Annotated in this window: 13 protein-coding genes; 10 read left to right on the plus strand and 3 right to left on the minus strand. The window is 40.1% G+C overall.

Going from position 1 to position 12,080, the window contains the following annotated elements:
- The first annotated feature begins 1 nt into the window (after position 1).
- The 7 genes from aroA (at position 2) to pyrF (ending at position 6,390) form a co-directional block, all read left to right on the plus strand.
- A complete protein-coding gene (aroA, locus tag GZH31_RS07660) occupies positions 2–1,282 on the plus strand; it encodes a 3-phosphoshikimate 1-carboxyvinyltransferase (RefSeq protein ID WP_118844233.1) in 1,281 nt (426 codons plus the stop codon).
- Positions 1,283–1,386: 104 nt separating this feature from the next.
- On the plus strand, positions 1,387–2,100 hold the full coding sequence (gene cmk / locus GZH31_RS07665) for a (d)CMP kinase (protein WP_118844234.1): 714 nt from the start codon (positions 1,387–1,389) through the stop codon (positions 2,098–2,100).
- A gap of 93 nt (positions 2,101–2,193) precedes the next feature.
- A complete protein-coding gene (gene rpsA / locus GZH31_RS07670; RefSeq protein ID WP_036968578.1) occupies positions 2,194–3,861 on the plus strand; it encodes a 30S ribosomal protein S1 in 1,668 nt (555 codons plus the stop codon).
- A gap of 62 nt (positions 3,862–3,923) precedes the next feature.
- A complete protein-coding gene (gene ihfB, locus GZH31_RS07675) occupies positions 3,924–4,211 on the plus strand; it encodes an integration host factor subunit beta (protein WP_036968575.1) in 288 nt (95 codons plus the stop codon).
- A gap of 20 nt (positions 4,212–4,231) precedes the next feature.
- Positions 4,232–4,513, plus strand: coding sequence for a lipopolysaccharide assembly protein LapA domain-containing protein (locus tag GZH31_RS07680; protein WP_054551349.1), 282 nt, complete (start codon positions 4,232–4,234; stop codon positions 4,511–4,513).
- Between the two features lie 2 nt (positions 4,514–4,515).
- On the plus strand, positions 4,516–5,652 hold the full coding sequence (lapB, locus tag GZH31_RS07685; protein ID WP_065979890.1) for a lipopolysaccharide assembly protein LapB: 1,137 nt from the start codon (positions 4,516–4,518) through the stop codon (positions 5,650–5,652).
- A 33-nt stretch (positions 5,653–5,685) separates the two neighbouring features.
- A complete protein-coding gene (gene pyrF / locus GZH31_RS07690; RefSeq protein ID WP_036968566.1) occupies positions 5,686–6,390 on the plus strand; it encodes an orotidine-5'-phosphate decarboxylase in 705 nt (234 codons plus the stop codon).
- A gap of 421 nt (positions 6,391–6,811) precedes the next feature.
- On the opposite strand, the gene GZH31_RS07695 is transcribed toward pyrF, so the two are convergent.
- Positions 6,812–7,303: a VOC family protein gene (locus GZH31_RS07695; RefSeq protein WP_118844235.1), complete on the minus strand. Its 492-nt coding sequence runs from the start codon at positions 7,301–7,303 to the stop codon at positions 6,812–6,814.
- A gap of 125 nt (positions 7,304–7,428) precedes the next feature.
- Here GZH31_RS07695 and GZH31_RS07700 point away from each other — a divergent pair, with 125 nt between their 5' ends.
- The gene (locus GZH31_RS07700) at positions 7,429–8,316 is read left to right on the plus strand and encodes a LysR family transcriptional regulator (protein WP_118844236.1); all 888 of its coding nucleotides are present in this window, start codon (positions 7,429–7,431) and stop codon (positions 8,314–8,316) included.
- Positions 8,317–8,509: 193 nt separating this feature from the next.
- Here the strand turns inward: GZH31_RS07700 and GZH31_RS07705 are convergent, their stop codons facing one another.
- The gene (locus GZH31_RS07705) at positions 8,510–9,415 is read right to left on the minus strand and encodes a LysR family transcriptional regulator (RefSeq protein ID WP_065979893.1); all 906 of its coding nucleotides are present in this window, start codon (positions 9,413–9,415) and stop codon (positions 8,510–8,512) included.
- A 107-nt stretch (positions 9,416–9,522) separates the two neighbouring features.
- Between GZH31_RS07705 and dkgB the strand changes: the two genes are divergently transcribed.
- Both dkgB and GZH31_RS07715 read left to right on the plus strand, forming a co-directional pair.
- Entirely contained in the window at positions 9,523–10,323 is an 801-nt protein-coding gene (gene dkgB / locus GZH31_RS07710) for a 2,5-didehydrogluconate reductase DkgB (RefSeq protein ID WP_118844237.1), read from the plus strand.
- Position 10,324: 1 nt separating this feature from the next.
- Positions 10,325–10,909: an NAD(P)H-dependent oxidoreductase gene (locus GZH31_RS07715; protein ID WP_065979895.1), complete on the plus strand. Its 585-nt coding sequence runs from the start codon at positions 10,325–10,327 to the stop codon at positions 10,907–10,909.
- A gap of 339 nt (positions 10,910–11,248) precedes the next feature.
- Here the strand turns inward: GZH31_RS07715 and GZH31_RS07720 are convergent, their stop codons facing one another.
- A complete protein-coding gene (locus tag GZH31_RS07720) occupies positions 11,249–12,079 on the minus strand; it encodes a S1 RNA-binding domain-containing protein (protein WP_036968547.1) in 831 nt (276 codons plus the stop codon).
- Between the last annotated feature and the right edge of the window lies 1 nt (position 12,080).

Here is a 12,080-nt window from a genome sequence, read left to right on the forward strand (position 1 = left end):
TATGGAACAGCTTCGTCTTGAACCTATCTCAAAGGTAAATGGCAGTGTCACGCTGCCGGGCTCAAAGAGCTTATCAAATCGTATTTTACTTTTGGCGGCGCTTGCACAGGGCACCACGGTCGTTGATAATTTGCTAGACAGTGATGATATTCGTCATATGTTAGGCGCACTTAAGCTATTGGGTGTGAATGTTACCTTAAATGACGATAAAACCGTTGCGACCGTTGAAGGTGTAGCAGGTAAATTCTTAACACCTAGCGAGCCGTTATTTCTCGGCAATGCTGGCACAGCTTATCGGCCTTTAACAGCGGTTCTTGCCGCTGTAGAGGGCGAGTATGAGCTTGTCGGTGAGCCACGTATGGAAGAGCGTCCTATTGGGCATTTAGTGGATGCTCTGCATGCGCTGGGTGGTGATGTTGAATATTTAAAACATAAAGATTATCCACCACTGGCCATTAAAGGCGGTAAAATTAATGGCGGCCAAGTTGAAATTGACGGCAGTATATCTAGTCAGTTTTTAACGGCCTTATTAATGGCAGCGCCATTATTTAATGGTGATACAGAAATCCGTATTAAAGGTACGTTAGTATCAAAACCTTATATTGATATTACCTTAGATGTTATGCAGCGTTTTGGTGTGTTAGTTAAACACGACAACTACGAAGTATTTTATGTAAAAGGGTGCCAACAATACCAAGCACTAGAGCGCATTATGGTCGAAGGTGATGCATCGAGCGCATCATACTTTGTTGCAGCTGCCGCAATAGCGGGTGGTGAAATAGAAATTAACGGTGTTGGTGCTGCGTCTGTTCAAGGTGACATTGGCTTTGCTAAAGTGATGGAACAAGTGGGCGCTAAGATTGATTGGTACGATGAAAAGCTGGTTGTGCGTAAAGGTGAACTTAACGCGGTTGATATCGACGCAAACGCTATTCCTGATGCGGCCATGACACTGGCCACTGTTGCGTTATTCGCAAAAGGTACAACTGCAATCCGCAATATCTATAACTGGCGTGTAAAAGAAACAGACCGCTTGTACGCCATGGCGACAGAACTTCGTAAAGTGGGCGCTGAGGTAGTCGAAGGTGAAGATTTCATCGAAATTACACCGCCAAAAACATTTAATGATGTAGCGATAGATACATACAATGATCACCGTATTGCCATGTGCTTTGCGATGGTGGCCGTTGGCGGTAAGCCAATAACCATTAATGATCCTAAGTGTACATATAAAACTTTTCCAACGTTTTTCAAGGTACTAGAGTCTGTCTCAAGTCAATAAAACAGAAGAAAATATAAAAAGTTACATTCAAAGTGCGGATCTATTACGAGAACTGACGTATAATGTTGCGGTTTTATTTTGGTGTGCATTGCAGGAGGTTATAAATGCAGGCGTTATTAATGCCCGTAATCACCATTGATGGCCCAAGTGGTTCAGGTAAAGGAACTGTTTGTCGCTTGTTAGCCGAGAAATTAGGTTGGGATGTATTAGACAGCGGGGCGATTTATCGTGTGCTGTCACTTGCTGCACTTCATCATCAAATTGAATTAGACAATGAAGATGCATTAGTGCCGCTGGCTGCAAACTTAGATGTACAGTTTTTGGTAGATAGCCAAACACACACGTCTAAAATTGTACTAGAAGGCGAAGACGTCACAACAACAATTCGCAACGAAGAAGTCGGTGCTGCAGCCTCAAAAGTCGCTGCTTTACCACGCGTAAGAGAAGCATTATTGCGTCGTCAACGCGCGTTTCGTTCTGAAAGCGGATTAATTGCAGATGGTCGCGATATGGGCACGGTTGTGTTTCCAGACGCGCCATTAAAAATATATTTAACAGCGACTGCTGAGGAGCGTGCGCGTCGTCGCTTTGCTGAGTTGAACGATCGTGGACTAGATGTTACACTAAGTGGTCTACTTGAGGACATAAAAGCACGCGATCACCGTGATATGACACGTGAAGTTGCGCCGCTTGTGCCTGCAAAAGATGCCATTGAAATCGATACTAGCGAGTTCAATGCAATGCAAGTGTTTGATAAAGTTATTACTTTAGTCGACGAAGCCGTACTTGCGGGTAAGCTCCCTAAAGCTAAAAAGTAAATTTTTTAATGTGCCGGCAGGATGCCAGCGCTATTTTAACAACCCCATGCAGCATGGTTGCTAATTGGTTATTTAATTATTTAGAGACGTATAATGTCAGAAAATTTTGCGCAGTTATTTGAAGAAAGCCTAAAGGGTTTTGAAGCAGAGCAAGGCTCTATCGTTAAAGGTACAGTTATCTCAATCGAGAACAACATCGTACTTGTTGATGCTGGTCTTAAATCTGAGAGTGCAATCCCTGCTGAGCAATTCAAAAATGCTGCTGGTGAACTAGAAGTTGCTGTTGGCGACGAAGTAGATGTTGCGTTAGATGCAATCGAAGACGGTTTCGGTGAAACTATCCTTTCTCGTGAGAAAGCGAAGCGTCACGAAGCGTGGATCCGCTTAGAAAAAGCATGTGAAGAGCAAGAAACTGTTACTGGTGTTATCAACGGTAAAGTTAAAGGCGGTTTCACTGTTGAAGTTGATTCAATCCGTGCTTTCCTACCTGGTTCACTTGTTGATGTTCGTCCAGTACGTGACACAACTCACCTTGAAGGTAAAGAGCTTGAGTTCAAAGTAATCAAGCTTGACCAAAAACGTAACAACGTTGTTGTTTCTCGCCGTGCAGTTATCGAATCAGAAAACTCACAAGAGCGTGAAGAACTTCTTGCTAACCTTGTTGAAGGTCAAGAAGTTAAAGGTATCGTTAAGAACCTTACTGACTACGGTGCGTTCGTTGACCTTGGTGGTGTTGACGGTCTACTACACATCACAGACATGGCGTGGAAGCGTGTTAAGCACCCTTCAGAAATCGTTAATGTTGGCGACGAAATCGCAGTTAAAGTTCTTAAATTCGACAAAGATAAAACTCGTGTATCTCTAGGTCTTAAACAACTTGGCGAAGATCCATGGGCAGCTATCGCTGGTCGTTACCCAGAAGGTTCTAAGCTTTCTGGTCGTGTTACTAACCTTACAGATTACGGCTGTTTCGTTGAAATCGAAGAAGGCGTTGAAGGTCTAGTACACGTTTCTGAAATGGATTGGACTAACAAGAACATCCACCCTTCAAAAGTTGTTTCACTAGGTGACACTGTTGAAGTTATGGTTCTTGAAATCGACGAAGAGCGTCGTCGTATTTCTCTTGGTCTTAAGCAATGTATTGCTAACCCATGGCAAGAATTTGCTCGTCTACAAAACAAAGGCGACCAAGTTACTGGTAAGATCAAATCAATCACTGACTTCGGTATCTTCATCGGTCTTGAAGGCGGTATTGACGGTCTTGTTCACCTTTCAGACATTTCTTGGAACACGCCAGGCGAAGAAGCTGTACGTGAATTCAAGAAAGGCGACGAAATCACTGCTATCGTATTGCAAGTTGACCCAGAGCGTGAGCGTATCTCTCTAGGCGTTAAGCAAATCGAAGCTGACCCTTTCAATAACTACCTGGACGCAAACAAAAAAGGTGCTATTGTTAAAGGTAAAGTGACTGAAGTTGATGCGAAAGGCGCAACTGTTGAGCTAATCGAAGGCGTTGAAGGTTACATCCGTGTAGCTGATATCGCTCAAGAGCGCGTTGAAGATGCTACTACTGTAGTTTCTGCAGGCGACGAAATCGAAGCGAAATACGTTGGTGTTGATCGTAAGAACCGCACTTTAAGCTTATCTGTTAAAGCTCTTTTCGAAGCAGAAGAGAAAGAAGTACTAGAGAAGCTTAAGAAAGAAGAGCCAGCGTTTGAAAACGCAATGGCTGCAGCATTCAAAAATGCTCAAAAAGACTAATCTATAGTCTTTAATTGGAAGGGCAGTTTTGCCCTTCCTTTATCTCTTTTTAAGGAAACGTTATGACTAAGTCAGAATTGATAGAACAACTAGCTGAACAACACGCACACATTCCAGTGAAAGATGTTGAAAATGCCGTTAAAGAAATTCTTGAACAAATGGCCGGTTCATTATCTAGCTCAGATCGTATCGAGATCCGTGGCTTTGGAAGTTTCTCATTGCATTATCGTTCTCCGCGCACAGGTCGTAATCCAAAGACTGGCGAAACAGTTGAGCTAGACGGTAAGCACGTACCACATTTTAAACCAGGTAAAGAATTACGTGACCGCGTAAATGCGAGTATTGCCTAGTTTTATACAGGAGTAGTTACTTGTTTAGGGTATTAAAAATTGTATTAATAGCGCTGTGCTTATTTATTGCATTTGTACTTGGTTCACAAAATCCACAACTTGTGCAAATCAATTATTTAATTGCCAGTAATACGTTGCCCTTAGCTGTTGTAATAAGTATCTGCTTTATTTTAGGTGTCGCCATTGGTTGTTTTATAAGCTTTACACTGTTTTCGCAGTTAAAGTGGCAAAATTATCGCTTAAAGAAAAAGTTAGCGCCTGAAAAAAACAATAAAAAGCTTGTTGCTAATAAAGACACCTAATCATGATTGAGCTTCTGTTTTTACTTTTACCCGTTGCAGCCGGTTACGGCTGGATAATGGGTAAAAACAGTGCTAAAAACCAAGCTCATCAGCTTAATCGCCAAATCACCTCTGAATATTCTAAAGGCCTAAAGTTTCTCTTAGACAGAGAAGAAGACCAAGGCTTAGAACACTTAATTAATCTTCTTGAAGTTGCAGCAGACTCCGTTGAACACTATTCAACATTGGCGACCATGTTTCGCCGTCGTGGCGAGTTAGACCGTGCAATTAAAATTCATGAGCTGTTATTAAAACACCCCAGTTTAGATGAACAACAAGCAGCCTCCAGCCGTTTAGAGCTTGCCGAAGATTATATTATGGCAGGGCTGTTAGATGGTGCGGAAGAGCATTTAGTCTGGCTTGTGAAAGCCGGATACAAAGAAGCCTTAGAGCCTATTATTAACCTATATTCGCAAACGCGAGAGTGGGATAAAGGCATTAACATGTACGAGGCGCACAGTGAGCTATTTACAAAACCGCAGCATGTTAAAGCCATTGCTAATTTTTATTGTGAAGCCGCTTTACAAGACAACGATACACAAATTATGCGCAAGGCGATTAGCTTAAACCACAAAGCTATTCGCCCTTTGTATGAGCTCGGCCACAGCGCTTTTACCAAAGAAGATTATGTGAAAGCAATTTACTACTGGCGAGAGCTAATTAGCCAGTTTACCTTTTTTGCCCCTGTGTTTATTGAAGAGCTGGCGATGAGTTATGACAAACTTAACTTAACGCATCAATTTCATGATTTACTGAATGAACTGCTCGAAAAAGGGGGAGTATTAATAAAAATAAAGCATTGCCAAGCACTCCTTGAACAAGGGCATATTGAGCAAGCCATTAAATTTTTAACTGACAGTTTAAAGCGCCATCCCACGATCCGTGGTTTCAGCTTTTTATTACAACTGCTCGCGAAACAAAATAACGATATTAAAGATGTATTAGATCAAATTGATAAATTGGTTACCTCTTATATCGCAACCAAACCTGATTTTCAGTGCCAGCATTGTGGCTTTACCAGTCATACCATCTATTGGGTGTGTCCATCTTGTAAACACTGGGAAACAATTGTTCCAAGCCGTGGCATAGACGGTTTTTAATTCATATTAGTCCATTAGTTTTTTAGGAAAGTTATGTCTGTCGAAGATTCAAAAAAAGTATTAATTGCCCTTGATTATGACGATCAACAAACAGCGCTTACGTTTGTAAAGCAATTATCGCCTGAAACGTGTCGCCTTAAAGTAGGCAAAGAAATGTTCACGTATTTTGGCCCTAGCTTTGTAAAAGAACTAATAGATCTTGGGTTTGATGTTTTCTTAGACCTGAAATTTCATGATATTCCAAACACCGTTGCAAAAGCTGTTACAGCAGCTGCAAAAATGGGTGTATGGATGGTTAACGTGCATGCTTCTGGCGGCGTTGAAATGATGACCAAAGCAAAGCAAGCATTAGAGCAGTTTGGTGATGACGCACCATTATTGATTGCAGTAACAGTATTAACCAGCATGGATGCCGCCGAACTTACTCGCTTAGGTGTAGATAAAACACCTGAAGAGCAGGTTATCTACCTAGCAAAACTAGCTAAAGAATCAGGCCTTGATGGAGTAGTGTGCTCAGCGCAAGAAGCGAAAAAGTTAAAAGCAGAGCTAGGCGCAGACTTTAAACTGGTTACCCCAGGTATTCGCCCTGCAGGTAGCGATGCTGGTGACCAAAAACGCATTATGACACCAAAGCAAGCTGTTGAAGATGGCAGCGATTATTTAGTCGTTGGCCGCCCAATCACCCAATCTGCAGACCCAGTGGCAACACTAAAAGAAATTAATGACTCGCTAAAATAACCTGCGTTATTTAATCTGAATAAAGAGCAAAGTTTTTACTTTGCTCTTTTTGTTTAAGGGCTTAATTATCAGGGGGATATTTGCTTACAGTTTGTGCAAAGTAAATACATGACTAATAAAAACCGTGCATTTATTGATTTTATGAAACAAAAGTTGCTTAATAATTAGCCTAATTCATGAATAGTGATTTTACTCATCTATTGACTCACTTCATTTCAAAATTATTCAGTCTTGCTCTTAAACTCCAAAGTCTCCGATGATATAAGCCTTTAATTACTATTGCGTGCTGTATACACGTTGTGACCATGCAGAATTAACAAGTAGTGTACGTCTACTTTAAACAACACATGAACAACAAAAATGAACAAACACCTCTGCAGAAACAACAAACAAAGAGTAGAAAATTTTCTACTCCTTTATGTTATTCGTAGTCTGAAGCATAAGTATCTTCGTAAGAGTGAGAGTAAAACTCAAATAGGTTGCCAAATGGGTCTTCTAGGTAAACCATTTGCGCTTGCTTTAGTTCATCTTCAGGATGATAACGGTGGATATCCATGCGAACTCTGCCACCATACTCTTCAACACGTTTAATTGCTGTTTCAAACTGCTCCTTTGGTAACTGTAAACAGAAATGGAAGATACCAAGGCGCGAGAAATCAACGTTGTGGCGCTCTTCGCGGTCAACCATTTCAAACAGCTCAACACCGATACCATCAGTAGTTACTAAGTGAGCAATATTAAAACTTTTGAAGCCTTCACCGAATACCGCAATACACATGCGACCGATTGCTGATTTTCGCTCTTCTATAACTCTGATGTTATTCATTACAATTCTAAGGCCTAGCGCTTTAGTGTAGAACTCAACCGCTTTGTCCATATCGCCAACCATAATACCAACATGATTCATTTTCATAATTTTCTCCTAGATATTGCTGAAATATAAAATCTAATTAATGAGTAAATTATATGAACGCTTATTGATAAAATGAAATTATCGATTATTATGAAAATGATAATTTAAAGTTATGAAAGGGTAGTATGCTAAATCCTGTTTGGTTAGAAACGTTTATAACGCTTGTTGATGTTGGGCACTTTACACAAACCGCCGAAAAACTTTATATGACTCAACCGGGAGTTAGCCAGCACATCAACAAACTCGAAGAGGCGTGTGGATGTAAGTTAATTAAAAGAGAGAAGAAGTCATTTTCAATTACTGAGCAAGGTCGGTTGGTTTACAACCATGCGAAAGCGTTAATAAGGAATGAAAAGTTTCTCTTTGAGCAACTAAGCTTTGATGACCCTTTATCAGGAGAATGCACCTTAGCTTGCTCTGGTTCAGTGGCGTTACTACTTTACCCAAGGTTATTACCACTTCAAAATCAACATCCCAACATTCACATTAATATTAAAGCAGCCCCTAATCATCAAATTTTGGCTGATATCAAAAACGGACATATTGACCAAGGAATTGTGACCAATATACCCAATGAAAGTTTCTTTGATTTTGAAGAGCTTGGCAAAGAAGAGCTGTGTTTGATTTTGCCCCAAAAAGCTAATGTTAATAATAGCTGGGAGCGATTATTTTCAGAGTTAGGGCTAATCAATCATCCAGATGCCGAACATTATTTGTCTTTGTATTTTAAGCAATCATTAGAACAAGAATTAACACAACTAGATGTTAGCAAAATTCCTGTTGTCGGTTCAATTAACCAAATTAGCCAAATCTTAGAACCAATCGCTCAAGGCATTGGCTTTACCGTATTACCCAAAAGTGCCGTTGACAGTTTTTATCTCCCTAAACGTTTAAAGGTTTTCAAACCTAAACAACCAGTAATAGAAAGTTTATATTTGGTCTGTAAAAAAAACAGAGTATTACCTGCTCGTTATGATACTTTTAATTCAATTATTCGGCAGACATGGGCTTAGGTTCGCTATTCACTCAAAGCCAACCTATAGAGCATTTACTCAGTGGTTTTTGGACAAAAACGTTTCAGCCAGAATAGTTGAAACGAAGATGGACATTTTCGTGTCAGTGACATCACTAAATTAGTAACGTACGGATTACTAAAAGTATGGAAAATCACTCAATCTAATGTGTAGCTCTGGTGATAAGGAAGAGCTACATGAACTCATTATTATCAATTTTAAGGTTACTTTTGATAAACTCGATAAATGATGAAATTCGCAGAGATGTTGCTGAGTTTTTATAGTAAATGGCATGAATAGGTTGCTCTATTCTGAGAGAAGAATCCTTGAACAGCTCTACCAAACTGCCATTTTTCCTATCTCTATATGTCATAAAATCAGATAAGCATGCGATGCCTGCTCCACTTAACGCTAAATGTCGAATTACCTCACCATTATCTGCTTGCAAGTTACTCGTTGCTTTAAAAACCTTATCGTTTTCATTCATGAGTGGCCAATTTTTCAAAATCTCAGGCTTACTAAATCCCAATAGCCTATGGCTGGATAGTTCATCAATACAACTTGGCGCACCAAATTTCTCTAGATACTCAGGGCTAGCAACAATGCGTATTCTGCTGCTACCAATAAATACAGCTCTCAATGTTGAATCTTTAAGTTGACCAATACGGATAGCAATATCCGTTTGTTTTCCGACTAAATCAATATTCTCTTCACTTGTATTCAGTTCGATTTCAACGTCAGGGTACAGCGTTTGGTAATGGGTAATACAAGGTGCAAGTCCGTGAATTGCGAAGGGAGTTGCTGCATTAATTCGTAAAAGACCTGAAGGCTTATCTTTTTGGACTCTTAATTGATCCTCTGCGAAATCAACTTCTTCGAGTATTTTTCGAACTCTTTTTAGGTAAATTCTTCCTTCTGACGTAACACTTAACCTACGAGTAGTACGACTCAATAACGTAGTTTCTAGTTTTGTTTCCAGTCTTGAGATAGTTCTGCTCACTGCAGCTGGTGTAATAGAAAGAATTTCTGACGCCCCTCGTACCGTTCCTGTATCTACAACAGCGACTAGTGCCTTCATCTCATCCAAAGTCGATTTCATTCGTTACCTTTTGTAAATTAAAAATTGATTAATATTAACTTTAATGAATTAGTCCTGCCAAGTAAAGTTAGTACTCACAGCAACAACATAAAAACTTTGGAGACGTTATGACAGTACCTTCATTTGGTGTAGGCACTTTTCGCTTAGAGGGCGAGGTGGTAAAAAGTTCAGTATTAAACGCATTAGAAGTTGGCTATCGCGCGATTGATACTGCTCAAATCTATGGTAATGAAGCGAGCATTGGAGAAGCATTAGTGGATTCTGGCATACCTAGAGAAGAGTTGTACATCACAACCAAAATCTGGGTAGACAATATGTCTAAGGCTGAACTCATCCCAAGCCTCAAGGAAAGTCTAGAGAAACTGAAAATGGACTATGTGGATCTAACACTAATTCACTGGCCTGGTGAGAGTGAAAATATCGAAGAGTATATGCAGGCTCTGCTAGAGGCAAAATCCCTTGGGCTAACTAAAGAAATTGGGGTGTCAAATTTCAATATTGAGTTGTTACACAAAGCCTTCGATGCAGTAGGCAAAGAAAATATTGCTACAAACCAAATTGAGCTAAGTCCATACTTGCAAAACCAGAAATTAGTCTCATATATGCGAGAAAACGGTATACAAGTAACCTCTTACATGACATTAGCCTATGGTGAAGTTTTAAAGGAATCTTTGATTATTGATATTGCAGGTAAGTACAAAGCAACACCAGCGCAAGTAGTGTTGGCGTGGGCATTAGCCAAGGAATTTGCCGTGATCCCATCGTCAACCAAACGCGAAAATCTCATCAGCAACCTGCAAGCAAAGCAACTCGGATTGACGATTGAAGACATTGATTTGATCGATGGTCTTGAACGCAATGGGCGTCAAGTGAGCCCTGATGGTCTTGCTCCAGAATGGGATGATTAAAATGAGTAATGTATTAATTATCAACGGCGGTAAAAAGTTTGCTCACTCTGAAGGAACACTTAATCGTAGGTTGGTAGAACTAGCACATGGATGTTTAATCGAGTTAAACCATGATGTCAAAGTTACTGAAGTCGATAGTGGCTACGATATAGAAACTGAAATTGAAAAATGGTTATGGGCAGATGTCGTAATCCACCAAAATCCTGCATGGTGGATGGGAGCCCCTTGGATTGTGAAAAAGTATATTGATGACGTGTTTACCCTTGGTCATGGTCGTTTGTATCAAAGCGATGGGAGAACAAGAAGTGATAGCGACAAAAAATATGGTTCTGGTGGGTTGCTTCAAGGCAAAAAGTATATGCTTTCGGTTACATGGAATGCCCCACAAGATTCGTTTACTGATCCTTCTCAGTTTTTTGAAGGGGTAGGTGTTGACGGTGTGTACTTGCCATTTCATAAAGCTCATCAGTTTTTGGGCATGTCTCCTTTGGGCACCTTTATGTGTAATGATGTCATTAAAAACCCTCAGGTAGAAAACGACTTTGATAGGTATAAAGCACACTTGAAAGAAGTGTTTTCAAGTTAATCTAGAACAATACAGTCACCTCTTGGCTGCACCTGATTGTACAGGATTACAATCTATCCATCCTCTTATATACAGAGAGGATGGGGGTTAGGCATGAGATAATTTGTACACATTACTCGATGTATTGGTGATAGTAAAAGTAGGTCAAACTTCAAACCATACTCTGAGGTAAAGCGCAGTCGAAACACATAAAGGGGCATTATAGTGTTAGAAAATTTACCGCGCCTATTTGTTACAGCTATCAAAACCAATAAAAAAAGAGTAAAGCTTTCACTTTACTCTTTTTCATATATATCAATAATCTTGTTAGCTCGTAGCTCGTAGCTCGTAGCTCGTAGCTTATTTCAACCTAATTGACGTGGCTTCAATATCAATCAAACCTTGTTTAAACAAACCGCCGATGGCTTTTTTGTAGTTTGCTTTACTGGTCGAAAAGGTTTTTCTAATTGCTTCTGGGTCAGATTTGTCACCTAGGTGTAAAATACCGCCTTCGGCTTTTAATTTATCTAGAATTTTTTCGCTAAGGTCGTTTACTTTACCCATGCCTGGTTTTTCGAGTAGTACGTCAATCTTTCCATCTTCACGTACTTTTTGAATGTAACCAGTTAAGCGTTGGCCAACGAATAACTTTTTGAATACTGTGTTGTAATACACCACACCAATGTGTGCTTCGTTAACCAGTACTTTGTAACCTAGGTCTGTTTTGCCCGCAACAATTAACTCAACTTCTTCCATTGGTGCATAGTTAGGCTCATCTTTTGATAAAAACTTATTAAAGTTACTTGATGCACAAATACGCTGACTGGCGTTATCTAGGTATAAGCGTACTAAATACGAAAAGCCTTCTTTCATTTTTGGCTTTTGTTCGTTGTATGGTGCAAGCACATCTTTCTCTAAACCCCAGTCCATAAATGCACCGGTGTTGTTAATTGCTTTGACGCGCAATAGGGCGTATTCGCCAACTTGAGCAAGTGGCTTTTTAGTGGTACCAGTCGGGTGGCCAGCATGATCAAGGTAAATGAATACTTGAACACTGTCGCCAGCTTCAATTTCGTATTCAATTTCTTTGCTAGGTAAAAACACTTCACCTAAATCGCGGCCATCTAAATAGGCGCCTTCGTTTGATATTTCGTTAACGAATAATGTTTGGGTAGTTCCAAGAATGCTCATT

The sequence above is a fragment of the Pseudoalteromonas sp. JSTW genome (assembly GCF_013423925.1).
Classification (GTDB): Bacteria; Pseudomonadota; Gammaproteobacteria; order Enterobacterales; family Alteromonadaceae; genus Pseudoalteromonas; species Pseudoalteromonas lipolytica.

Bases quoted from the DNA above. Each gene is read 5' to 3' on its own strand.
- aroA (WP_118844233.1), top strand. From the start codon at position 2: ATGGAACAGCTTCGTCTTGAACCTATCTCAAAGGTAAATGGCAGTGTC.
- cmk (WP_118844234.1), top strand. From the start codon at position 1,387: ATGCAGGCGTTATTAATGCCCGTAATCACCATTGATGGCCCAAGTGGT.
- rpsA (WP_036968578.1), top strand. From the start codon at position 2,194: ATGTCAGAAAATTTTGCGCAGTTATTTGAAGAAAGCCTAAAGGGTTTT.
- ihfB (WP_036968575.1), top strand. From the start codon at position 3,924: ATGACTAAGTCAGAATTGATAGAACAACTAGCTGAACAACACGCACAC.
- lapB (WP_065979890.1), top strand. From the start codon at position 4,516: ATGATTGAGCTTCTGTTTTTACTTTTACCCGTTGCAGCCGGTTACGGC.
- pyrF (WP_036968566.1), top strand. From the start codon at position 5,686: ATGTCTGTCGAAGATTCAAAAAAAGTATTAATTGCCCTTGATTATGAC.
- GZH31_RS07695 (WP_118844235.1), bottom strand. From the start codon at position 7,303: ATGAAAATGAATCATGTTGGTATTATGGTTGGCGATATGGACAAAGCG.
- GZH31_RS07700 (WP_118844236.1), top strand. From the start codon at position 7,429: ATGCTAAATCCTGTTTGGTTAGAAACGTTTATAACGCTTGTTGATGTT.
- GZH31_RS07705 (WP_065979893.1), bottom strand. From the start codon at position 9,415: ATGAAATCGACTTTGGATGAGATGAAGGCACTAGTCGCTGTTGTAGAT.
- dkgB (WP_118844237.1), top strand. From the start codon at position 9,523: ATGACAGTACCTTCATTTGGTGTAGGCACTTTTCGCTTAGAGGGCGAG.
- GZH31_RS07715 (WP_065979895.1), top strand. From the start codon at position 10,325: ATGAGTAATGTATTAATTATCAACGGCGGTAAAAAGTTTGCTCACTCT.
- GZH31_RS07720 (WP_036968547.1), bottom strand. From the start codon at position 12,079: ATGAGCATTCTTGGAACTACCCAAACATTATTCGTTAACGAAATATCA.